Origin of the sequence: Streptomyces sp. LUP47B, assembly GCF_001746295.1 — a bacterium.
Lineage (GTDB): Bacteria > Actinomycetota > Actinomycetes > Streptomycetales > Streptomycetaceae > Streptomyces.
On the sequence record NZ_MJAH01000017.1, the window covers coordinates 152,346 to 174,985 of the forward strand.

The following is a 22,640-nucleotide window of genomic DNA, read 5'->3' on the forward strand; positions in this document are numbered from 1 at the left end:
GACCCACGGGCGAAGGCCCCGCGGGGGGCTTCGTGATCGGTGGGGTGATCACGGGGTCCTGGCAGGGCCGATGGATACCGGGGTGCGGTCAGCGGCGCAGGGGCATCGTGGCGTACGGCAGTTTCCGCAGGACCATCGTGTCCTCGGGGAGCGGGCCCAGCAGACGGGCGTAGGCGCCTCGCCGGGCCACCAGTTCGGCGTGCGTGCCCGCTTCCACCAGGCGTCCGCCGTCCACCACCAGGATCCGGTCCGCGTCCGGGGCCAGGCTCAGATCATGGGTGATCATGATGGTCGTACGGCCGGACATCAGCCGGCGCAGGGGGTGCACGACCTGGCGCGCGGCGACCGAGTCGAGGCCGGCGGTGGGTTCGTCGAGGATCAGGACGGGCGCGGCCCGGAGCATCGCGCGGGCGATGGTGATCCGCTTGAGCTGGCCGCCGGACAGTGCCGCCGTACCGGGGGCGATCCGGGTGTCGTAGCCCTCGGGGAGCGAGGAGATGAAGTCGTGGGCCGCCGCCGACCGGGCCGCCTGCTCGACCTCCTCGTCGCTCGCGCCCGGCCGGCCCGTCCCGATGTTCTCGCGGATCGTTCCGTTGAGGATCAGGGTCTCCTGCGGGAGCAGGGCGACCTGCTCCCGCAGGAACTCCAGGCCCATGTGGGTGAGCGGGACGCCGTCCAGGGTGATCACGCCCGCGGAGGGGTCGTAGAAGCGGGTGAGGAGCTTGGACAGGGTGGACTTGCCGGCGCCGCTCGGGCCCGTGATGATCACCAGTTCGCCGGGCGCGGCCGAGAAGGACACGTCGGTGAGGGAGTCGCGGCGGGCGGTGGGGTAGCGGAAGTGGACGCCGTGGAAGCCGACCCAGCCGCGGACCGGCCAGACCGGGACGGGTTCGGCCGGGTCGCCGACCGACGGTTGCGCGTCCAGGATCTCGTTCAGGCGCTGGGCGCCGGCGGTGGCGGCCGTGAGGGTCAGACCCAGTTGGCCGAGGTTGCGGATTGGCGGGTACAGGTAGCCGATGAAGGCGGCGAAGGCGAGGAGCTGGCCCAGGGTCATCCGGCCGGCCGAGATCTCCCAGACGCCCAGACCGATCACGGCCAGCACACACAGCGTCTCGACGACCTCGACGAACTGCTCGTACATCTCACTCAGCCGGGCCCCGCGCACGGAGGCTTTCATCCAGGCGCGGGCCTCGCGGTCGAGGCGTCTCTCCTCGTCGCGGCGGCGGTTGTAGGCCTGCGTGAGGACCACATTGCCGAGTGACTCCTCCACCACGGAGGTGATCGCGCCGTCCGCGACCCGCTCGTCCTGCGAGGCCTCCTTGATGCGGCCGGAGAAGCGGCGGGCGGCGATCAGGAACAGGGGCGCGAGGACGAAGGTGGCAAGGGCGAGGTCCCAGCGCAGGTACAGGGCGGCGGCCGAGTAGAAGACGGCCGAGAAGGCGGCGGCGACGGTGCCGACGACGCCGGACACGACCATCTGCTCGATGGCCTCGACGTCACCAGTGAGGCGTTCGACCAGATCGCCCTGGCGGTGCTTCTGGAAGAAGTGCGGGGGCAGGTCCTGGATGTGCCGGAAGACCTTCGCGCGCAGGCGCAGCACGAATCTCTCCGCGGTCCAGGTCGCGAGCGAATTGCCGAAGTAGCCGACGAGCGCGCCGAGCGCGGCAACCCCGAGCCAGGCGCCGGCCGGGCCCCAGAAGGCGGCGAGCGAACCGGCCTTCAGGGCGGTGTCGGTGAGTTCCGCGAACAGCAGGATCGCGGCGGTCTCGGCGAGCGCGGAGACCACCACGCACGCGACGATCGCCGCCAGCCATCTGCGGTCGCCGCGGGTCAGCGGCCAGAAACGGCGGAAGGCCTCGCGGACTTCCCTCATGACGACTCCCTTTCGTGTGCGGCGGTCGCGGTGGCGGAGACGGCCGAGGCGGGGCCCCCGGCGCGAGACTCGCTCGCCGACCGGTGGCCCCGCCTCGCGGCCTGCTCCGTCAGCCCTTGTGGGCGATGGGGCGGCGCTTCGGCGCGTGCTTCTTCGGGGTCTTCTTCTTCGGGGCCGGAACGGGCTTGGCGGCCTTCTTGACGGGGGCGATCTTGTGGAAGCTCATGTCTGCATCCTTCTCTGCCTATGAATGAATTTGATTTACTTGGCGAATTCGTTTATGTCGTTCGCTTTCGACATGGAAAACACTACGGCATTCCTGCGGCCGAAAAAGCCATTCCGCCTTAGACCTCAATAAGATTGGTTGTGCATTCCCTGAGAATCGAAAGGCTGACACAGAATTTAAGGGCGGACATCTACGGACCGACCGCCAGTGCGGAACCCTCGACGCGCACCCTGATGCCGTCCTTCGCCACGCGCACGTCCCGCAGGCGCAGTTCCCCGCTCGGCGGCTCGGGCAGGCGGAAGCCGAGGGAGAGGCGGTCGGCGAGGACCGGGCGGGTGAGCCGGGAGAGGGCGTCGAGCAGCGCCGGGTCCAGGCCCAGACGGTCCAGGAGCTCGGGGTGGGCCAGGGCCAGGTCGAGGAGGTTCAGACGCATGGCCTGCCGTACGAACTCCGGGCGCCCGGTCAGCCGGGACAGCGCGGCGTCGGAGCGCTGCGCCTCCCGCACGGTGGCATCGGGCACGCCCAGCGCGCGCACGACGGACGGGACCGCCAGCAGGGCCCTCGCCCTACGTGTCTCCCGGGCGACGGCCGCCGCGGACGCACGGGTCAGATGCAGGCCCTGCGAGGCGCGCGTGCCCGGCCGGTAGGTCGCCAGCTCCCCGATGTCCAGGCGCATCCCGCCGATCCGGGTGTCGACGCCCCGCTCCCCGTCGCGCGCCACCCGCACGTCGGCCCGCAGCCGCAGATCGTGTCCGGCGACCGGAAGAGTGCCGCGCACGGCGACCCGGTCCCGGCCCGCTCCCGTGAACGTCACCTGGGACGCGCCGAGTTCGCGGTTCATGTCGGCGAAGGAGAGCAGGACGTCACCGTCCAGCCGGGGAACTCGCGCCCCGCGCACGGAGGTCGGCCCGTCGCCGTCGAGCCGTATGTCATGGGCCGTCGCCGACACCGCGGCCAGCGTGACCCGGTCGGCCGCCACGTCCGGGACGGTCACCTTGACGGAGTCCAGGCGCCTGCCCACGAGTTGCGGCAGGAAGGGGAATCCGTCGATCTCCACCTCGGGCGCCGCGGTCAGCCGCAGCCGGTCCTTGAGGGTGTCCGCGGCCCGGTGCTCGGCGTACAGGACCGCCCAGCGGTCCGCGAGCGTGAGGAACGCGGCAAGCACCAGCAGCGAGGCGACCGTCTTCAGCGCGAACGGCAGGCCCGTGAAACGGCCCCGCCGACGCCTCCGCCCGGTACGGCGGTGGGTGGTCGGCGGGGCCGGGGGTTCTTCGTGCGGGACGTCATACGGGCGGGGATGCGTGGGTATGGGGTGGGGGGAAGGCATCGATCCATCCGATCATGCGAACACCCCCCACCCGCAACCCGCTCCGGCCCGTGCGACTCAGCTCACGATCTACTGGACGACCGTGATCCGGTTCGCGGTCGGCGGCGCGATCGGGCTGCTCGCCGACGAGTTGGCCGTCAGGTACTCCACGAGAGCGGCGAGGTCGTCGCCGCCGACGAGGTCGCCCGTGCCCTGGCCCAGCGTGGTGAAGCCGTCGCCGCCGCCCGCGAGGAAGCTGTTGGTGGCGACGCGGTAGGTGGCCGCCGGGTCGACGGCCGTGCCGTTCAGCTTCACCGAGCCGACGACGATCCGGTCCACGCCGGTCTTCGTCAGGTCCAGCGTGTAGGTGAGGTTCGCCGACGGCTGCAGGATCTTCGGCGAGGCCGCGTTCGACCCGCTCACCTGCTCCTGGAGCACCTTGATCAGCTGCGTCCCGGTGAAGTCCTGGAGGTTCACGGTGTTGGAGAAGGGCTGCACGGTGAAGCCCTCGGCGTACGTCACCACTCCGTCGCCCTCGGCCCCCTTGGCCGCGTAGGTCAGGCCCGCCCGGACCCCGCCCGGGTTCATCAGCGCGAGGTCGGTTTCGGGGTCGAGTTCCTTGCCGTACGCGAGTTGCGCGTCGGCGATCAGGTCACCCATCGGCGACTCGGTGCCGGTGTTCGGGACGTCGGCGGAGATGTAGCCGACCGCGCGGTCGCCGACGGGCGCCGCGAGGGTGTTCCACTTGCTGATCAGCTGGGTCATGTCGGGCGCCTTGGCGACGGTCCGGGTGACCACGTGGTTCGCCGACTTCACGGCCGTACGGGCGATGTCGCCGGTGAACCGGTCGTACGTCAGCGTCGTGTCCGTGTAGAGCCGGCCGAAGGAGGCGGCCGAGGTGACCATGCGGGGCTTGCCCGACGGGTCGGGGATCGTGCACACGTACGCGGCGTGCGTGTGGCCGGTGACCAGGGCGTCCACCGAGGGCGAGATGTTCTTGGCGATGTCGACGATCGGGCCGGAGATGCCGTCGCCGGCGCCCGGGGAGTCACAGTTGTAGTTGTACGAGCCCGAGGCCGGCTGCCCGCCCTCGTGGATGAGGGCCACGATCGACTTGACGCCCTGCTTCTGCAGCACCTTGGCGTACTTGTTGATCGTCTCGACCTCGTCCTTGAACTTCAGGCCCTTGACGCCCTCGGCGGAGACGACACCCGGGGTGTCCTCCAGGGTGACGCCGATGAAGCCGATCTTGACGTCCTTCTTCTTCCACACCCAGTACGGCTTGAGGATCGGCTTGCCGGTCTTCTCGTCCAGGACGTTGGCCGCGAGGTAGGGGAAGTCGGCGCCCTCGAACTCCTTGTCGGTGTAGCAGCCGGCGGTGGGGTGACAACCGCCGTTCTGCAGACGGGCCAGTTCCTTGGCACCCTCGTCGAACTCGTGGTTGCCGACGGACGTGACGTCCAGGTCGAGCTTGTTCAGCGCCTCGATGGTGGGCTCGTCGTGGAAGAGACCCGAGATCAGCGGAGACGCGCCGACCATGTCACCACCGGCGGCGGTGACGGAGTACGCGTTCCCCTTGCGCGCCTCCCGCAGATGGGTGGCGAGGTACTCGACACCACCGGCGTCGATCGTCTTCGTGGTCCCGTCGGCCTGCAACTCGGTGACCCGGCCGGAGGAGCCGGACGGCGGCTCCAGGTTGCCGTGCAGGTCGTTGAAGGACAGCAGCTGGACGTCCTGGTAGCGGCTCGGCAGCGGCTTGCCGTGCTTGTTGTCGTGCGCACCCGCGGGCAGCGCGGCGGCGAGGGCGCCGACGGTGGCGAGACCGGCGGCCGCGGCGACCAGACGGTACGTACGACGTCTGCGCCGAACGGCGTCCGACTGGTGCGACTGGGATATGGCTGGCATACGCCCCCCTGAGCTTCTGCTGAATCCGGTGGTTCCGGTGATTCCGGATGAGGAAGTGCCCCCGTCCGGGCGCAGCCTAGGGTCAACGCGCGTAGCGCGACAGTGGTTTCGCGGTTACATCCTGGTTGCTTCTTTGCCGCCGCTTTGCCCGGACCTCCCCTTACCCTCGTAGCCATGACCAGCGACGACATCGCACGCCCCGGCATCTCCCGTTCCATCGAGACTCTTTCGGCGCTCTCGCCGGAACAGACCGAGGCGGTCCTCGAGCTCCTCGCCGAGGCCGCGCACGACGACGGCCAGCAGGCGGTGTCCGAACAGGGCAGGTTGCAGCTGCGGGGCGGTGCCCGCGAGGGCGTGTCCCATCTGCTGCTGCAGGTCGGTGACGAACTGGTCGGCTACGCCCAGCTGGAGGACACCGATCCGGTGGAGGCCCCGGCCGCGGAGCTGGTCGTCCACCCGGCCCACCGCGGCCACGGCCACGGCCGCGCCCTGGGCTCGGCCCTGCTCGCCGCCTCCGGCAAGCGGCTGCGGGTGTGGGCGCACGGCGGCCACAGCGCCGCCCGCCACCTCGCCCAGGTCCTGGGCCTCACCCTCTTCCGTGAGCTACGACAGATGCGGCGCCCCCTGACCGGCCTGGAACTGCCCGACCCGGTGCTCCCGGCGGACGTGACGGTCCGTGCCTTCGTCCCCGGCGAGGACGACGCCGCCTGGCTCGCGGTGAACGCGGCCGCCTTCGCCCACCACCCCGAACAGGGCTCCCTGACCCAGCGCGACCTCGACGACCGCAAGGCCCAGTCCTGGTTCGACCCCGAGGGCTTCTTCCTGGCCTTCCGCGACGGCGAACTGGTCGGCTTCCACTGGACCAAGGTGCACGCGGCCGAACGGCTCGGCGAGGTCTACGTCCTCGGCGTCCGCCCCGGCACCCAGGGCGGCGGCCTCGGCAAGGCCCTCACCACGATCGGCCTGCGCCACCTCGCCGCCCAGGGCCTGCCGACGGCGATGCTGTACGTCGACGCCGACAACAAGGCGGCGGTGTCGGTCTACGAACGGCTCGGCTTCACGACGTACGAGACCGACCTGATGTACCGCACGGAGACGTGAGGGCCTGCTGGTCGTGCCCGGCACCCGGCGGCCCGCCCGGGTGGACGTGGTGGGCGGGGTCGCGGTCTGGGCGGGCCCGGCGGGCGGGCCGTGGTGCTGCCCGGTGGACGGTACGGCGACGCCGTACGGTCAGGACGCCCGGCGTGATCTGAGGCCGCGCAGCGGCTCCACTGCGCAGGCCGCGCCCAGCAGCACCGCGCCCGCCAGCACCGCGGCCCACCGCACGTGCGCCGCCGCCCAGCCGGGGTCTCCCACCAGGACGAACAGGTCCCAGCGGGCCGGGAGCAGGTGGGGGGCGAGGAGGGCGAGGGTCAGCAGGCCCGCTGCCACCGACGGGCCGGGGCGGGGCTCTTCGGTGAAGCGGACCGCGACCGCCGCGACGGCCAGGGCGAGGGCGGCCGTCGCCGCGGCCTCCAGGGTGATGGCGCCGACCGGAGGGCGGGCAGGTGCCGGCAGGAGGCTCAGTGCGACCGTCCACCACAGCGCGGCGACCGGCACCACCAGCGCGACCCGCAGTCCCGTACGGACCCAACGCCGGGTGGGGACGGGGGTGGTGAGCTCCCGGGCCGGATCGTCCAGGAGGAAGGTCAGCCCCAGGGCGAAGACGAGCGCGGCCGCCCGGAGGAGGGTGAGACCGAGCCACGCGTCGAGCGTCCCGGACAGCAGCCGCGGCAGACCGACCACCAGCAGCCCCACGACCGCCCCGGCAGCGACCGCCCGCCACGGCACGGTCCGCGCCACGGCCACGACCAACGCCGAGCTCCCCGGCCCGGCACCCCCGTCACTCCTCCGCACAGTCCTTCGCCCCCTTCGGAACCTCGGTCCCCAGCACCCGCGCCACCTGGGCCGTCGAGACCCCGGGCGCGGTCAGCTCCGTCCAGTGCTGCTTCACGGAAGCCGTCACCTCACCGCGCGGTCGGTCCAGCAACTCCCGCAGGACAGCGGTCTGTCCGGCCGTCATCGACAGCCCGCTGGTCAGGCCGAGGACGTACGCCGACCCGGTGACACTGTCGTCGAGGCGGACGTTCGCGAGGTCGGTCATCGGGTGGGAGGCTCCGCCCAGCGCCAGCCACATCGTCGTGACCACCCGCCCGTCGCACAGCTCACCGCCCTTCGACTCGTCACCGGCGACCAGCACATAGGCGACGCCGACCGCGAACTCGGGGACCCGGTTGCCGCCCCAGCGCGTGCCGACGGTCACCTGGCCCGGCGCGGTGAGCGGATCGATCGCCCCGTCTCCGGTCAGTCCGTAACGGGCCTCGACCCGCTGCCGTACGAGAAGGGGCTGCCGGGCGGCCGTACCGCCGGCCAGCGCCTGGACGCGGTCCACGACCCCCGCCCAGGTGCCCGCGCGGCCGGTCCACTCGGGGAACGCGCAGTACGTCGAGCCGCCCTGTTTCACGCAGGTCTGGTCCCGCTGCGGGGACACCGTGGCCCGTTCGCGGGCGGCGGCCAACTCCGCCGGCACGTCCCCGGACTGGCCCACCGCGCCGGCCAGCGTCAGCGCGAGCGCGCCAACCGCACCGGCCTTCAGATACGCCGTGCGCCCGCCGCTCGCCAGGACCGCGCAGAGGGCCAGGAGCAGGATCAGCCCGGTCAGATACAGGGCGTGCCAGGCGGCGGGACGGCCGATGAGGTCCGACGGCAGGACCGTGTTGCCGCCGTTCTCGCCGACGATCGGGGACAGCCAGCGCGACCACTCCGCGCCGCCGGTGCCCGCGGAGATGAACACGCTGAAGACGAAGAGTCCGACCACGCCGACCGGCGCCGCGAACCTGGAGGGGACCAGCCGCGCGAGCAGCACTCCGAACGCGCCGCACAGCAGGACGTACAGGGGGCCGACGGCCAGTTCGGCGAGTGAGCCGTGGCCCACCGCGCCCGGCCTGAGGGCCTGCCGGGTGAACTCGCCCAGCACGACCAGCGCGGTGACGGCGGCGAAAGGCACCACCGACAGCACATGCGCGACCGTCCGCCGCCACGGTTCCATGACCAGCACGTCGAACTGCCGGTCGGTACCGCGCCTGCGGGAGCGCAGCGTGCACCGGTTGACGCACACGAACAGGGCGATCCCGAACAGCAGGGGCCCGGTCTGGGTGGCGCGGTCGGCGTCCTGGAGGGCCGGGAAGGCGTCCATGCCCTCCTTCTCGTCGAACAGCGTCCAGGCGGTGTAGCCGACGTACAGCAGCAGCGTCGCCAGCACCGGGATGTACCGCAGCAGGTCGCGTGCCTCGAAGCGGGCGAGGGCGAACACGGCCGCCCAGGAGTGCCGCGGATCGTCCTCGTGCACGGCGGCGGACTCGGCCGCCGTCTCGGTCGCCAGGCTCATGCGGCCGCCACCTCCGTGTCCGTGCCCGCGTCGTCCAGGGTGAGCAGGTAACCGTCCTCCAGGGTGGGTTCGAGGAGGTCGGCACCGGCGGGCGGATCGCCTACGTTGCGGAAGGAGCCGGTGCCGGTGCGCCAGCCCGCCTTCGCGTCCGGGGCGCGTTCCGTGCTGCTCCACACCCGGCCGGCGGCGCGGGCGGTCAGGTCGGCGGGGGTGCCCTCGAAGAGGATGCGGCCGCGGGCCATGACGAGGACGCGGTGGCAGAGCATCGCCACGTCCTCGGTCTGGTGGGTGGACAGCAGCACGGTCCGGCCCTCTCCGGCCTGGGCAATCAACTCCCGGAACCGCATGCGCTGTTCGGGGTCGAGGCCGACGGTCGGCTCGTCGAGGACGAGGAAGCCGGGGTCGCCGACCAGGGCGGCGGCCAGCGCGACCCGCTGGCGCATCCCGCCAGACAGCTTCTTGATGCGCTTCGCGCGTACGTCCCCGAGGTCGACCTCCTCCAGCACGCGCCGCACCTCGCGGTGGCGTGCGGTGCGGTCGGTGAGTTCCTTGAGGATCGCCACGTAGTCGACGAACTCGAAGGCGCTGAAGTCCGGGTGGAACCCCGGGGTCTGCGGCAGATAGCCGAGCGAGCGGCGGACCTGCTGACGGCCGCGCGAGGTGCCGGGGTCGTGGCCGAGGACGGTGAAGGAGCCCCGGTCGGCGGGCACGGCGGTGGCGAGCACCCTCAACAGGGTGGTCTTTCCGGCCCCGTTGGGCCCGAGCAGCCCGGTCACGCCCGGTGTCAGCCGCAGCGACACGTCGTCGAGGGCGCGGGTGCCGCCGTAGCGGAGATGGAGCCCGGAGGCGGAGACGGCGGTGGTCATTCGGCGCTCCCGTTGAAGAGGTCGAAGCGGTCACGGAGGAGGAAGAGCAGCCCGGCGGCGAGCGCGGCGACGGTCCCGGCCACGCCCTGCCCGGCCGCGGTGAAGGGCGCGAGCGGATCGGCGGCCGTCTGCTGCGCGGCCTGCGCGGCGAGGAGTACGGCGACCCAGGCGCCGCCCACCAGGGACGGCGCGAGCACCGGGCCGAGCCGTGGGGTGAGCGCGAGGCCGGTCGCGGTGAGCGCGAGGGCGGGCAGCAGCCAGGCGAGGGCACGCAGGCCGTAGCCGGGCAGGGCGAGGGTGGCGAGCCCGTTGAGGCCGAGGCCCGCGACCAGCACGGCGAGCGTGCGGATCATCAGCAGCCGGAAGCCGTGGGTGGGCGCGACGACCGTCATCTCGTAGGTCGGGTCGAGCACCGGGCCGTAGGACAGGGCCACGCCGGCCAGCGGCAGCAGCGGGGCGAGGGCGAGGAACAGGGTCGGAGACTCGGTCGTGCGCACCGCGCCGACGGTCGTCAGCAGCAGGAACACGACGGCCGCCAGCCAGGAGCGCCTGAGCACCGGCGTGGCCGCGAGCAGCCGCGCGGTGTGGTCGGCGATCCCGGCCCGGGTCAGCAGCGACTCGAGCCATCCCGGCCGGGGCGCGTCCAGCTCGGCGTCCAGCCGCTCCCACCCGGCGTCCAGCGCGACCGGGTCGCTCACGTCGGCGAGCAGCCCCCGGCACTCGGCGCAGGCCGCCAGGTGGGTGTCGGCGGACCAGAGCAGAGGGGCGGCCAACTCGCCCTGGGCATAAGCCCGCAGATCACCTTCGGCCACATGCCAACTCATGCCGCCACCTCCTTGACTCGCACCTGCACGGGTCCTTGCACTCCGGCCCTGGTCATCGCCTGCGGTCCCGGGCCCTGCGTTTCGGCCCCACACACCGTCCGCCGCTCCAGACCCCGCGCGGCGGCCCGCGGGACCGTCTGCGTTCTGGGGACCCGCACTCCTGTCCCAGGCACCGACCCCGGTACCAGGACCCGCGCAGCGACCTCAGGCATCCTCTGCCGCCCCAGATCCCGCGCAGCGCCCCGCGGCACCGTCCGCAGTCCCGGAACCAGCGCTCCGGCCCCAGACACCGTCCGCTGTCCCGAACTCCGCACTCCGGCCCCAGACACCGTCCGCCGCCCCAGACACCGCACTTCGGCCCCAGCAACAATCCGCCGACCCAGGCGCCACGCGGCGGCCCCCGGTCGTTCCTGCGTGCTCACGTCAGTGCCTCCCTCAGCTGCTTGCGGGCCCGCATCGCGCGGGTCTTGACCGTGCCGGGTGGGATGCCCAGCAGGACGGCGGCCTCGCGGGTGGTCAGGCCGTCGATGACCGTGGCCTGGAGGACCGCCCGCAGCTCCGGCGACAGCCGGATGAGGGCACCCGCGAGGTCCCCGTGCTCCACCCCCGCGAGCACGCGTTCCTCCGCGGACGCCTCGTCCCGGTGCCGCAGACGGGACAGGGCCTGCCTGAGCCGCCCCCGCGCCCCTTCACCGCGCAGCGCGTCGATCAGCCGGCGCGAGCCGATCCGCCACAGCCAGCCGGCCACATCGCCTTCCTCGCGGTAACGCGCGGTCCCCCGCCACACCGCGAGGAACGTCTCCTGCACGACGTCGTCGACCAGGGCCGCGTCCGCACACCGCCCCCGCAGCCGCGCGAGCAGCCAGGGCGCGTACCGCCGGTACAGCTCTTCGAAGGCACGCCGGTCCCCGTCCGCAGCGATGGCCCGCAGCAGATCCCCGTCGCTTCTCGTTTCCCTCACGACCCTCCATCGGACGGTCCCCGCCGATCGGTTCACCCGGCCATAAAAAAACCACGCTTGACTTTCCCGATCACCTTCCACCACCCTTTCACTACTCAATTAGTGAAAGGGTGGTTGTCCGCGTGGTCGAGTACCGCATCGACCGGCGCTCCGGCGTCGCCACCTACGTGCAGATCGTCCAGCAGACCAAGCAGGCCCTACGACTGGGCCTCCTCGAACCCGGCGACAGGCTCCCCACCGCCCGCGAGGTCGTGGAGGCCACCGCCATCAACCCGAACACCGTGCTCAAGGCATACCGCGAACTTGAGCGCGAGGGCCTGGTCGAGGCCCGCCGCGGCCTCGGCACCTTCGTCCGCAGGACGCTCGGCACCCACACGGCCGACACACCCCTGCGCACCGAACTCGACGACTGGGCGAAGCGCGCCCGGTCCGCGGGCCTCGGCCGCGAGGACGTCGACGCGTTCTTCACCGCCGTACTCGATGAGCACTTCCCGAAGGGGGACCAGTGAGTTCCACCAGCACCACCCCGGCCGTCGCCCTGGAGGCGTCCGGCCTGGGCAAGCGGTACGGCAGGCGGTCCGCCGCCCTCGACGGCTGCTCCTTCCGGCTGCCCACCGGCCGCATCAGCGCGCTGGTCGGCCCCAACGGCGCCGGGAAGTCCACCCTCCTCGCGACAGCCGCCGGCCTGCTGCACCACACCGCCGGCACGCTCACCGTCCTCGGCGGGGCGCCCGGCGAGGCCCGCGACCGGGTCGCCTACCTCGCCCAGAACAAGCCGCTGTACCCCCAGCTGACCATCGCCGAGACCCTGCGCATGGGCGCCGAGCTCAACCCGGCCCGCTGGGACGCCGCCCGCGCCGCCCGGATCGTGGAACAGGGCGACCTGGACCCGAAGTCCCGCATCCGCGGGCTCTCCGGCGGTCAGCGCACCCGGGTCGCGCTCGCCCTCGCCCTCGGCAAGCGGCCCGACCTGATGCTCCTCGACGAGCCGATGGCCGACCTCGACCCGCTCGCCCGGCACGAGCTGATGGGCACCCTGATGGCGGACGCCGCCGAGCGCGGCACCACCGTGCTGATGTCCTCGCACATCGTCGCCGAACTCGCCGACGCCTGCGACCACCTGCTGCTCCTGGGCGGCGGCCGGGTCCGGCTCGGCGGCGGCATCGACGACCTGCTCGCCGCCCACACCCTGGTCACCGGCCGCGGCACACTCGCCGACCTGGCCCCGCACACCGTGATCGAGTCCCGTACCGCCGGCCGCGGTCTGACCGCCCTGATCCGCCGCGACGGCCCGGTCGGCGAGGGCTGGGCGACCGAGGAACCCTCACTGGAGGAACTGTTGCTCGCCCATCTCCGCGCCCCCGAGGCCCCGGCCCTGCTCACCCCGGGCACCAGGGCACCCGAGGCGGTGACCGCATGAGCGCCGCCGTACTCGAAGCGCCCGCCGCTCCGGCGCGCACACCGCGCGGCCTGGTCCGCACCGTCCTGCGTCTGCACCGCGGCGCCCTGTGGATCTGGCTCGCCTTCGTGACCGCCACCGCGGGCTTCCTGCTCTGGCTCCTGGGGCCCGGCGCCGAGGCCGCGCAGCGGAAGTTCGACGTCTACGGGTACGCCGCGCTGATCATGTACGACGGCCCCGCGACCGGGTACAACGACCTCTTCTACTACCCGGACACCCTGCTCACCGTGGCCTCCTTCGCCGTCGCCCTGTTCGCCGGCGGCCCGCTGATCGCCCGCGAACTGGAGAGCGGCACCGCTCAGCTCGCCTGGACCCAGTCGGTCTCCCCGGCCCGCTGGCTCGCCACCGCGCTCGCCGTCCCCGCGGCCCTCATCGTCCTGGGCTCCACCCTGCTGACCGTGCTGTACCACCAGCTGTGGTCCAGCCGCAGCGAGCTGCTCATCGCCGGCATCGGTCCCCGCTCCCTCTACTTCTCCCTCGGCCCGGCCACCGTCGCCGCACCCCTGCTCGGTCTGGCCCTCGGCGCCCTGATCGGCCTCACCGTCCGCCGCACCCTGCCCGCCCTCGCCTTCAGCGGGTTCGCGTACTTCCTGGTCTACGCCTTCCGCGGCAATCACTGGCCCTTCCAGGGCCGCTACCAGCAGCCCGAGCTCAGCTCGCGCAGCCGGGCGTTCACCTCCGCAGGCCGCGAGATCCGTGACCCGGGCTGCTACGACGACAAGGCCTGCCTCGCCAAGCACGACGTCGTCCGCTTCACCCGCGAGTACCTGCCGTCCTCCGACTACTGGCCCCGCCAGCTCCTTGAGACCGGTGTCCTGCTCGCCCTCACCGCCGTGGCCGTCGCCCTCGCGTTCGGCATCCTGCGCAGGCGGACAGCCATCGGATGAGTACGGCGTCCTCGCCACCGTCGGCCGCCTGCTCCGACTGACCGGGGCCACCGCCGACTCGGCCCACGCATCCCCGGCCGCCTCCCCCGACGACGGCCCGGGCCTGCGCGGCGTCGGGGCCTGGCGCGACTGCACCTGAGCCCGTGGGCTGGATCAGTACGTTCATGTACGACAGCCGCCGGCCCGGCCGTAGCGGCGTACGGCCCCCGCGCACCGGCGGTCGGCACGCTCGCCGCGCTCCCGCTACGACGCTCCCTGCCCGCCCTCGCGGTCACGGTCACCGTGAGGACCGTGCTCCACCGGTACGTCGAGCGGTACCGCACGGCTGCCACCCCCGTCCCTCGCCGCCGTACCGCCTGAGAACGCCCCCAGAACCGCACGTCCCCGGCAACGGGCCACGACGTGCGGTTCAGGTGTGCGGACGCCCGGGGGCCGTCCTCCGATATCCCGAACGCCATGTCGCCGTAACCATTGGTTCAGACGGGCTTGCGACCCTCACCGAATGAAGCCCGCCGTGCCAGAGCCTTCGCCGCCGCCCGAGGGATCCGCGGGGAACGGGGACGCCCCGGTCGCCGTCGTGCTCCCGCTCGCAGCCTCCGACGCGCCCGTTTCGCTTCCGGCGCGGAAGAATGGGGCCATGAGCCAGTCGAACAGCCAGGCAGAGGTCCAGCACGTGCAGCCCTCCGTGGGCTCCATAGCCGCGCACCGCCCGCACACCGTGTCGGCCACCGTCTCCGATCTGGAACCCGACCTCGACGCCGATCTCGACGCCTACGAGGAGATCCCGGTCGACGGGGCCGCCCAGCTCCCGCAGGGTCGTTTCCTCGACCGGGAGCGCAGCTGGCTCGCGTTCAACGAACGGGTCCTCGAACTCGCCGAGGACCCGAACACCCCCATGCTGGAGCGCGCGAACTTCCTCGCGATCTTCGCCAGCAACCTGGACGAGTTCTTCATGGTCCGGGTGGCCGGACTGAAGCGCCGTATCGCCACCGGCGTCGCCACCCGCTCCGCCTCCGGCCTCCAGCCGCGCGAGGTCCTGGAGATGATCTGGGCCCGCTCCCGCGAGCTGATGGCCCGGCACGCCGCCTGCTACCACGAGGACGTCGCCCCCGCCCTGGCCGAGGAGGGCATCCACCTGGTCCGCTGGAACGAACTCCAGGAGAAGGAGCAGGCCCGCCTCTTCACCCTGTTCCGGCACCAGATCTTCCCGGTCCTGACCCCCCTCGCGGTCGACCCGGCGCACCCCTTCCCGTACATCTCCGGCCTGTCGCTGAACCTGGCCGTGATCGTGCGCAACCCGGTCAACGCCAAGCGCCACTTCGCTCGGGTCAAGGTCCCGCCGCTGCTGTCCCGCTTCCTGGAGTCCTCCCCCGGCCGCTACGTCCCCATCGAGGACGTCATCGCGGCCCACCTGGAGGAGCTGTTCCCGGGCATGGAGGTGCTGGAGCACCACACCTTCCGGGTCACCCGCAATGAGGACCTGGAGGTCGAGGAGGACGACGCCGAGAACCTCCTCAAGGCCCTGGAGAAGGAGCTCATGCGGCGCCGCTTCGGCCCGCCGGTGCGCCTGGAGGTCGAGGAGTCCATCGACCGCGAGGTCCTGGACCTGCTGGTGCGCGAGCTGAAGATCTCCGAGGCGGAGGTCTACCCGTTGCCCGGCCCCCTCGACCTCACCGGCCTCTTCCGCATCGCGGGCCTCGACCGCCCCGAGCTGAAGTACCGCAAGTTCGTCGCCGGCGTGCACCGCGACCTGGCCGAGGTCGAGTCGGCGTCCTCGCCGGACATCTTCGCCGCCCTGCGTGCCCGGGACGTGCTGCTGCACCACCCCTACGACTCCTTCTCGACGTCGGTGCAGGCCTTCCTCCAGCAGGCGGCCGAGGACGACGACGTCCTCGCCATCAAGCAGACCCTGTACCGCACTTCGGGCGACTCCCCGATCGTCGACGCCCTCATCGACGCCGCCGAGGCCGGCAAGCAGGTCCTCGTCCTGGTCGAGATCAAGGCCCGCTTCGACGAGCACGCCAACATCAAGTGGGCGCGCAAGCTGGAGGAGGCGGGCTGCCATGTCGTCTACGGCCTGGTCGGTCTGAAGACCCACTGCAAGCTGTCCCTGGTGGTCCGTCAGGAGGGCGACACGCTGCGGCGGTACAGCCACGTCGGCACCGGCAACTACCACCCGAAGACCGCGCGCCTCTACGAGGACCTGGGCCTGCTCACCGCCGACCCGCAGGTGGGCGCGGACCTCTCCGACCTCTTCAACCGCCTGTCCGGCTACTCCCGTCGCGAGACCTACCGCCGCCTCCTCGTGGCGCCCAAGTCCCTTCGCGACGGCCTGATTTCCCGCGTGAACAAGGAAGTCCAGCACCACCGCGCAGGGCGTCCCGCCTTCATCCGCATCAAGGTCAACTCCATGGTGGACGAGGCGCTCATCGACTCGCTCTACCGCGCCTCCCAGGCGGGTGTCCCGGTCGACGTCTGGGTGCGCGGCATCTGCGCGATCCGCCCCGGCGTCGCCGGCATGTCCGAGAACATCCGGGTCCGCTCGATCCTCGGCCGGTTCCTCGAACACTCCCGGGTGTTCGGCTTCGGCAACGGCGGCGAACCCGAGATGTGGATCGGCAGCGCCGACATGATGCACCGCAACCTCGACCGCCGGATAGAGGCCCTGGTCCGGGTCACCGACCCGGCCCACCGGGCGGCCCTCAACCGGCTGCTGGAGACCGGCATGTCCGACACCACCGCGTCCTGGCATCTCGGCCCGGACGGCGAGTGGACCCGGCACGCCATGGATGCGGACGGCCAGCCCCTGCGCAACGTCCAGGAGATGCTCATAGACGCCCGGAGGCGCCGGCGTGGCACAGCAACACCTTGAACCGACGGAGCCCCTGGCCGGGCACATCGGGCCGTCCCCCACCGGGGACGCCCTCGCGGACTATCTGCGATCCCAGGCCACGGAGTTCCTCCGCGCCCTGCGCCAGCACCGGGAGTCCGGCGGTGCCTCGGCGGCGGGCGCGGAGGACCCCGTCGACGCGGCCCGGGCCCTGCGCCGCTCGGTCCGCCGCATCAGCGCCAGCCTCCACACCTTCCGCCCCCTTCTCGACGCCGACTGGTCGGAGGCCCTGCGCCCGGAACTGGCCTGGTTGTCAGGGACCTTGGGCATGGAGCACGCGTACGAGTCCCGGCTGGAACGGCTGTTGCTGGCCCTGCACAGGCTGTCGGGCGCGGTGTTTCCCCCGCAGACGGCGGCTGCGGCCGTGGGTGCCGCTTCACCTGCCGCGGCCGTGCCCACCCCGGACCGCGCCAACCTGACCGTGGGTGCCGCGAAAGCAGGCGCCCTCCTCGACCGCCAGCTCACCCTCGCCCGTACCCGGGCCCACAGCACCGCCCTCCAGGCCCTCGGCTCGTCCCGCTTCCACGCGGTCGCGGACAACATCGCCGTACTGGCGAGCGAGGTTCCGCTGACGAAAACGGCCGTCACCACCGACCTCCACCCCATGGCCACCGCGGCCCAGGAACGCCTCGACGACGCGGTGACCGCCCTCCCCCTGGTCACCGCGGGCCATCCCTACAACGCCGAGGCCCTCATCCACGGACTGTCCCCTGACCCCTCCCCCCACCCCCAGGACGCCCCCTGGCACCAGGTCCGTCTCCTCCTTCGCCTGCACAGGTACGCGAGGGAGGTGGTCTGCGGCACCAACCCCGCGGTGGAGCTACGGCTCCTGACGGCAGGTCAGGCCCTGGACCGCCACCGGGACGCCTCGGAGGCCGCCGCCGCGGCCGCCGCGGCGGCCCGCACCCCCCGCATCGCGCCGGCCACCGCCTACGCCCTCGGCGTGCTGCACGCCGATCAGCGCCACGAGGTGGAGGCGGCCAGGTTCGCGTTCCAGCAGTGCTGGCAGAAGCAGGCCGTCAGCACCTGAAGGAGGCAGCGACTCCAGTGACCGACACCCCGCAAACCCCCGTCCAGGCGGCCGGCTGTGTGCTGTGGCGCCGCTCCCCGATCGACGGGGAGCTGGAGATCTGCCTGGTCCACAGGCCGAAATACGATGACTGGTCGCACCCCAAGGGCAAGCTGAAGCGCGGCGAGGACGCCGTCGCCGGCGCGCTGCGCGAGGTGGAGGAGGAGACCGGGTACCGGGCCGCACCCGGCGCCCGGCTCTCCACCACGAAGTACTACGCCAACGGCCGCCCCAAGCAGGTCCGTTACTGGGCGGCCGAGGCCACCACCGGCGCCTTCACCCCGAACGACGAGGTCGACCGCATCCTCTGGCTCCCCCCGACGGCCGCGCGGAACCGGCTGACCCAGCCCCGGGACAGGACACTCGTCGACGAGCTCCTGGTGCGGGTACTGGAACACAGGTAGGGCCCTGGGCGAGGAGCCGCTGTCAGACCGGCGCGTGCCCCTCCGCGTCCGCCCGCGCCTGGCTGCGGGCTCTGCGCGCCGGTCCGCGCCAGCCGCAGGTGCACCGGGCCAGACAGAAGCGGCCTTGTTCGACCATCTGCGTGTGGTGGGCCGGTCGGTCGGAGGGGGGTGGGGGGATCCTGTCCTGCTGCGCCACGCCGACAACGTTACCCACCGCGGGTAAAGGCCACGTATGCGCGTGACGACCCCCTGCTGCCCGTCGTTAGTCGAAGCGACAGGGGGTCCTTCACGGACGTATCGGCTGGGGGTACGCGGCGATGACGGAGCGGCAGCACAGGCAGGCCGGCGGGTCGGTCGTCGTCGCGGCGGTGCTCATCGCCTGCGCCTGCGCCACCAGTTGCTCGGGCAGCGGCGCCACGCTCGACGACGCGCGCGCGGCCGACGCGGTCGGGACGCTGCGCCGGGCCGCCGACGCCCTGGTGGACGCGGGGAGTTCGAAGGCGAGCACCTCGATGGAGATGGCCACCGGCGGCACCCGGGTCACCATCCGCGGCGAGGGCGTGTACGACTACCGCGGGCGGCTCGGCCGGCTGAAGGTGCTGCTGCCGCAGGACCCGGCCGGCACCAGCGAGCACCTGCCGATCACCGAACTCCTCGCCCCCGGTGCCCTGTTCATGAAGAACCGGGGCGCGGGTGTGCCCGCCGACAAGTGGGTGCGCGTCGACACCGCGACCCTCTCCGACGGCAACCTCGTCACCGGCGGGGCCACCGATCCGTTCGCCGCCGCCGAGGTGCTGCGCGGGACCATGACGGCGACGTACGTCGGCACGACCGAGCTCGCGGGGACCGAGGTGCGGCACTACCGGGGTACGGCGGACCTCGCCGCCGCGGCGAAGAGCGCCTCCGACGCCAACAAGGGTGTCCTGGCAGCGGCGGCGAAAGGGTTCGCCACGGCCGCGGTGCCCTTCGACGTCTACCTCGACGACCAGGGCCGCATCCGCAAGATCCGGCACCGCTTCAGCTTCACCAACGGACAGCGGCAGGGCACCGTCGCGGTCGCCTCGACGACCCTGCTGTACGACTTCGGGATCGCCACGGACGTACGTCTGCCGGCCGCCCGGGACATCTACGCCGGTGAGATCGCCGAGGGCTGAGCGGTCGTGACGGGCGTCAAGAACTAGCCCGTCCGTGCCATGCGCGGTGTGTGTGCCGCTCCCTACTCTAGGAAGTCGGTAACGGCAGAGAAGAGGTGATGCGCGTGGCTCCGGTCGGCGGTACGGCGGTGCAGGACCACGTGGCCCTCGCCGAGATCGAACTGTGCGGAGAGCTGATCATCGCGGCGTCGGCCGCGGACGACCGGCTCAGCCTGGAGAGCATCGACGAGGTGCTGAAAGTGGCCGAAGAACGCGCGAGCGCCCCCGGCGAGTGAGCCGGGGGCGCCCGTCCCGTCGTGGGGAGGGCCGGATCAGGTCCGCAGCAGCCGGCCGATGGCCTTCGTCGCCTCCTCGACCTTCGCGTCGATCTCGGCGCCACCCTTGACGGCAGCGTCCGCGACGCAGTGCCGCAGGTGTTCCTCCAGGAGCTGCAGGGCGAAGGACTGCAGGGCCTTGGTGGAGGCCGACACCTGCGTGAGTATGTCGATGCAGTAGACGTCCTCGTCGACCATCCGCTGCAGGCCCCGGATCTGGCCCTCGATCCGGCGCAGTCGCTTGAGGTGCTCGTCCTTCTGCTTGTGGTAGCCGTGCGTGACGTTTTCGGCCACTGGCTCGGAGGGCGCCGTGGCGCCGGTGTCGGTGGTCGTCATCGCGTCCTCCACAACAAGGGGCATTCCTATACCCCTCCTGGGTATATCGTACCGAAGTTTCCCGGGTATAGGGCCTGCGGACGGCCCCCGTGCCAACCACTGTGCATCATGGGCGACACTGGGGGACGGCCCATTAGCCGTGGCCGGATGATGCACCTAGCATCAGCCTGACCGAAACCGATGCACCCCGAGGACCCCTTGTGCGCTTTCGTCTGACCCCCAGGGAGACGAGCTTCTACGACATGTTCGCCGCCTCCGCGGACAACATCGTCACAGGCTCGAAGCTCCTGATGGAACTGCTCGGCGCGGACACCGCCGGCCGGGCCGAGATCGCAGAGCGTATGCGGGCCGCTGAACACGCCGGTGACGACGCCACCCACGCGATCTTCCACCAGTTGAACTCCTCCTTCATCACGCCGTTCGACCGCGAGGACATCTACAACCTGGCGTCCTCCCTCGACGACATCATGGACTTCATGGAGGAGGCCGTCGACCTGGTCGTCCTCTACAACGTCGAGGAGCTCCCCAAGGGCGTCGAGCAGCAGATCGAGGTGCTCGCCCGGGCCGCCGAGCTCACGGCCGAGGCCATGCCGAACCTGCGGACCATGGACAACCTCACCGAGTACTGGATCGAGGTCAACCGGCTGGAGAACCAGGCGGACCAGATCCACCGCAAGCTGCTCGCCATGCTCTTCAACGGCAAGTACGAGGCCATCGAGGTCCTCAAGCTCAAGCAGATCGTGGACGTCCTCGAAGAGGCCGCGGACGCGTTCGAGCATGTGGCGAACACGGTGGAGACCATCGCCGTCAAGGAGTCCTGAACCTTTCCATGGACACCTTCGCTCTGGTCGTGACCATCCTGGTCGCGCTCTTCTTCACGTACACCAACGGCTTCCACGACTCGGCGAACGCGATCGCGACCTCCGTGTCGACGCGGGCACTGACCCCCCGGGCCGCACTCGCCATGGCAGCGGTCATGAACCTGGCAGGAGCCTTTCTCGGCTCCGGGGTCGCCAAGACCGTCAGTGAGGGCCTGATCGACACGCCACAGGGCTCGAAGGGGATGGCGATCCTCTTCGCCGCCCTGGTCGGCGCGATCGTGTGGAACCTCATCACCTGGTACTTCGGGCTGCCCTCCTCGTCCTCGCACGCGCTGTTCGGCGGCATGGTGGGGGCCGCGCTGGCGGGCGGCACCGAGGTGATCTGGAACGGTGTGCTCGACAAGGTCGTCATCCCGATGTTCCTCTCGCCGGTCGTCGGTCTGGTCGTCGGTTACCTGGTGATGACCGCGATCATGTGGATATTCCGGCGGGCCAACCCGCACAAGGCGAAGCGGGGTTTCCGCATCGCGCAGACCGTGTCCGCGGCCGGCATGGCCCTCGGTCACGGTCTCCAGGACGCCCAGAAGACCATGGGTGTCGTGGTGATGGCCCTGGTGATCTCCGGCCACGAGACGTACGGCGACCCGATCCCGGTGTGGGTGAAGATCGCCTGCGCGGTGATGCTGTCGCTGGGCACGTACGCGGGCGGCTGGCGCATCATGCGCACCCTGGGCCGGAAGATCATCGAGCTCGATCCGCCGCAGGGTTTCGCCGCGGAGACGACCGGTGCGGCGATCATGTTCACCACCGCCTACCTGTTCAAGGCGCCGGTCTCCACGACCCACGTCATCACCTCGGCGATCATGGGCGTCGGCGCCACCAAGCGCGTCAACGCGGTCCGCTGGGGCGTCGCCAAGAACATCGTCCTCGGCTGGTTCATCACCATGCCGGCGGCGGCGATCGTGGCCGCCTGCGCCTTCTGGATCGTGGACCTGGCGTTCCTGTAGGAACCGTGCACGTACAACGGGCCCGCCCCCGGAATCCGGGGGCGGGCCCTCTGTGTCCTCGCGGTGGCACCGCCATGCAGCACCGCGAGGGGTTTGTGTCGGCTCAGCCGAAGCGGCCGGAGATGTAGTCCTCCGTGGCCTGGACCGACGGGTTGGAGAAGATCCGCTCCGTCTCGTCGATCTCGATCAGCTTGCCGGGCTGGCCGACGGCGGCCAGGTTGAAGAAGGCCGTACGGTCGGAGACACGCGCCGCCTGCTGCATGTTGTGCGTCACGATGACGATCGTGAAGCGCTCCTTCAGCTCACCGATCAGGTCCTCGATGGCGAGGGTGGAGATCGGGTCCAGGGCCGAGCAGGGCTCGTCCATGAGGAGGACCTTGGGCTCCACCGCGATCGCGCGGGCGATGCACAGTCGCTGCTGCTGACCGCCGGAGAGACCCGAACCCGGCTTGTTCAGACGGTCCTTGACCTCGTTCCAGAGGTTCGCGCCCTTGAGGGACTTCTCGACGACGTCCGACAGCTCGCTCTTCTTGTACGAGCCGTTCAGGCGCAGGCCCGCCGCCACGTTGTCGAAGATCGACATCGTGGGGAACGGGTTCGGGCGCTGGAAGACCATGCCCACCTCACGGCGGACGGACACCGGGTCGATGCCCTGGCCGTACAGGTCCTCGTCGTCGAGGAGCACCTTGCCCTCGACCCGGCCGCCCGAGGTGACCTCGTGCATCCGGTTGAGCGTGCGCAGGAAGGTCGACTTGCCGCAGCCGGAGGGGCCGATGAAGGCCGTCACCGAGCGCGGCTCGACCGTCATCGAGATGTCCTCGATCGCCTTGTGGGAGCCGTAGTAGGCGGTGAGCCCGCTTACGTCGATTCGCTTGGCCATGACTACTTCACTTCCAGATCAGTCGCTGGGG

Annotated in this window: 21 protein-coding genes; 11 read left to right on the forward strand and 10 right to left on the reverse strand. The window is 71.4% G+C overall.

Annotated elements, in window-relative coordinates; all coding sequences use genetic code 11:
- Window positions 1–88: 88 nt before the first annotated feature.
- The 3 genes from BFN33_RS39515 to BFN33_RS39525 all read right to left on the reverse strand — a co-directional run bounded on the left by BFN33_RS39515 (window position 89) and on the right by BFN33_RS39525 (window position 5,310).
- Window positions 89–1,873 carry an ABC transporter ATP-binding protein gene (locus BFN33_RS39515; protein ID WP_069765034.1) on the reverse strand — a complete coding sequence of 595 codons (1,785 nt, stop codon included), beginning with the start codon at window positions 1,871–1,873 and terminating at the stop codon, window positions 89–91.
- A gap of 416 nt (window positions 1,874–2,289) precedes the next feature.
- Window positions 2,290–3,426 (reverse strand): DUF2993 domain-containing protein, encoded by a 1,137-nt coding sequence (locus BFN33_RS39520; RefSeq protein ID WP_069765035.1) that lies wholly within the window; start codon window positions 3,424–3,426, stop codon window positions 2,290–2,292.
- Window positions 3,427–3,495: 69 nt separating this feature from the next.
- Window positions 3,496–5,310, reverse strand: coding sequence for a bifunctional UDP-sugar hydrolase/5'-nucleotidase (locus tag BFN33_RS39525; protein WP_069765036.1), 1,815 nt, complete (start codon window positions 5,308–5,310; stop codon window positions 3,496–3,498).
- A 174-nt stretch (window positions 5,311–5,484) separates the two neighbouring features.
- On the opposite strand from BFN33_RS39525, the gene mshD reads away from it, so the two are divergent.
- Window positions 5,485–6,411, forward strand: coding sequence for a mycothiol synthase (gene mshD, locus BFN33_RS39530; RefSeq protein ID WP_069765037.1), 927 nt, complete (start codon window positions 5,485–5,487; stop codon window positions 6,409–6,411).
- A gap of 129 nt (window positions 6,412–6,540) precedes the next feature.
- Here mshD and BFN33_RS39535 read toward each other — a convergent pair whose 3' ends face one another.
- The 5 genes from BFN33_RS39535 to BFN33_RS39555 form a co-directional block, all read right to left on the reverse strand.
- Entirely contained in the window at window positions 6,541–7,206 is a 666-nt protein-coding gene (locus BFN33_RS39535) for an ABC transporter (protein ID WP_069765038.1), read from the reverse strand.
- Complete coding sequence (locus tag BFN33_RS39540; RefSeq protein ID WP_069765039.1) at window positions 7,193–8,737, reverse strand: ABC transporter; 1,545 nt, start codon at window positions 8,735–8,737, stop codon at window positions 7,193–7,195. Before BFN33_RS39540 ends, BFN33_RS39535 begins: the two co-directional genes overlap by 14 nt.
- Entirely contained in the window at window positions 8,734–9,603 is an 870-nt protein-coding gene (locus tag BFN33_RS39545) for an ABC transporter ATP-binding protein (protein WP_069765040.1), read from the reverse strand. Before BFN33_RS39545 ends, BFN33_RS39540 begins: the two co-directional genes overlap by 4 nt.
- Window positions 9,600–10,427 (reverse strand): hypothetical protein, encoded by an 828-nt coding sequence (locus BFN33_RS39550; protein ID WP_069765041.1) that lies wholly within the window; start codon window positions 10,425–10,427, stop codon window positions 9,600–9,602. Before BFN33_RS39550 ends, BFN33_RS39545 begins: the two co-directional genes overlap by 4 nt.
- A 418-nt stretch (window positions 10,428–10,845) precedes the next feature.
- Window positions 10,846–11,388, reverse strand: coding sequence for an RNA polymerase sigma factor (locus BFN33_RS39555; protein WP_069765042.1), 543 nt, complete (start codon window positions 11,386–11,388; stop codon window positions 10,846–10,848).
- Between the two features lie 122 nt (window positions 11,389–11,510).
- On the opposite strand from BFN33_RS39555, the gene BFN33_RS39560 reads away from it, so the two are divergent.
- From BFN33_RS39560 to BFN33_RS53450, 8 genes are all read left to right on the forward strand, one after another.
- Window positions 11,511–11,897 carry a GntR family transcriptional regulator gene (locus BFN33_RS39560; protein ID WP_069765043.1) on the forward strand — a complete coding sequence of 129 codons (387 nt, stop codon included), beginning with the start codon at window positions 11,511–11,513 and terminating at the stop codon, window positions 11,895–11,897.
- Entirely contained in the window at window positions 11,894–12,808 is a 915-nt protein-coding gene (locus BFN33_RS39565) for an ABC transporter ATP-binding protein (protein WP_069765044.1), read from the forward strand. The genes BFN33_RS39560 and BFN33_RS39565 overlap by 4 nt, the downstream gene beginning before the upstream one ends.
- Complete coding sequence (locus tag BFN33_RS39570; protein ID WP_069765045.1) at window positions 12,805–13,734, forward strand: hypothetical protein; 930 nt, start codon at window positions 12,805–12,807, stop codon at window positions 13,732–13,734. The genes BFN33_RS39565 and BFN33_RS39570 overlap by 4 nt, the downstream gene beginning before the upstream one ends.
- 502 nt (window positions 13,735–14,236) lie before the next feature.
- The gene (locus BFN33_RS39575) at window positions 14,237–16,606 is read left to right on the forward strand and encodes an RNA degradosome polyphosphate kinase (RefSeq protein ID WP_370743354.1); all 2,370 of its coding nucleotides are present in this window, start codon (window positions 14,237–14,239) and stop codon (window positions 16,604–16,606) included.
- On the forward strand, window positions 16,587–17,654 hold the full coding sequence (locus BFN33_RS39580; protein ID WP_069765047.1) for a CHAD domain-containing protein: 1,068 nt from the start codon (window positions 16,587–16,589) through the stop codon (window positions 17,652–17,654). Before BFN33_RS39575 ends, BFN33_RS39580 begins: the two co-directional genes overlap by 20 nt.
- 17 nt (window positions 17,655–17,671) lie before the next feature.
- On the forward strand, window positions 17,672–18,097 hold the full coding sequence (locus BFN33_RS39585) for an NUDIX hydrolase (protein ID WP_069765048.1): 426 nt from the start codon (window positions 17,672–17,674) through the stop codon (window positions 18,095–18,097).
- A gap of 317 nt (window positions 18,098–18,414) precedes the next feature.
- Window positions 18,415–19,251 carry a hypothetical protein gene (locus tag BFN33_RS39590; protein WP_069765049.1) on the forward strand — a complete coding sequence of 279 codons (837 nt, stop codon included), beginning with the start codon at window positions 18,415–18,417 and terminating at the stop codon, window positions 19,249–19,251.
- 98 nt (window positions 19,252–19,349) lie between these two features.
- Window positions 19,350–19,526, forward strand: a complete 177-nt coding sequence (locus BFN33_RS53450; RefSeq protein WP_174269170.1) for a hypothetical protein — start codon at window positions 19,350–19,352, stop codon at window positions 19,524–19,526.
- Between the two features lie 36 nt (window positions 19,527–19,562).
- Here BFN33_RS53450 and BFN33_RS39595 read toward each other — a convergent pair whose 3' ends face one another.
- On the reverse strand, window positions 19,563–19,901 hold the full coding sequence (locus BFN33_RS39595) for a metal-sensitive transcriptional regulator (protein WP_057608844.1): 339 nt from the start codon (window positions 19,899–19,901) through the stop codon (window positions 19,563–19,565).
- Between the two features lie 200 nt (window positions 19,902–20,101).
- Between BFN33_RS39595 and BFN33_RS39600 the strand changes: the two genes are divergently transcribed.
- Together BFN33_RS39600 and BFN33_RS39605 are read left to right on the forward strand one after the other, a co-directional pair.
- Entirely contained in the window at window positions 20,102–20,722 is a 621-nt protein-coding gene (locus BFN33_RS39600; RefSeq protein ID WP_030043659.1) for a DUF47 domain-containing protein, read from the forward strand.
- Window positions 20,723–20,730: 8 nt separating this feature from the next.
- Window positions 20,731–21,729: an inorganic phosphate transporter gene (locus tag BFN33_RS39605; protein ID WP_069765050.1), complete on the forward strand. Its 999-nt coding sequence runs from the start codon at window positions 20,731–20,733 to the stop codon at window positions 21,727–21,729.
- Between the two features lie 103 nt (window positions 21,730–21,832).
- Here BFN33_RS39605 and pstB read toward each other — a convergent pair whose 3' ends face one another.
- Window positions 21,833–22,609, reverse strand: a complete 777-nt coding sequence (pstB, locus tag BFN33_RS39610) for a phosphate ABC transporter ATP-binding protein PstB (protein ID WP_007383025.1) — start codon at window positions 22,607–22,609, stop codon at window positions 21,833–21,835.
- Window positions 22,610–22,640 lie beyond the last annotated feature (31 nt).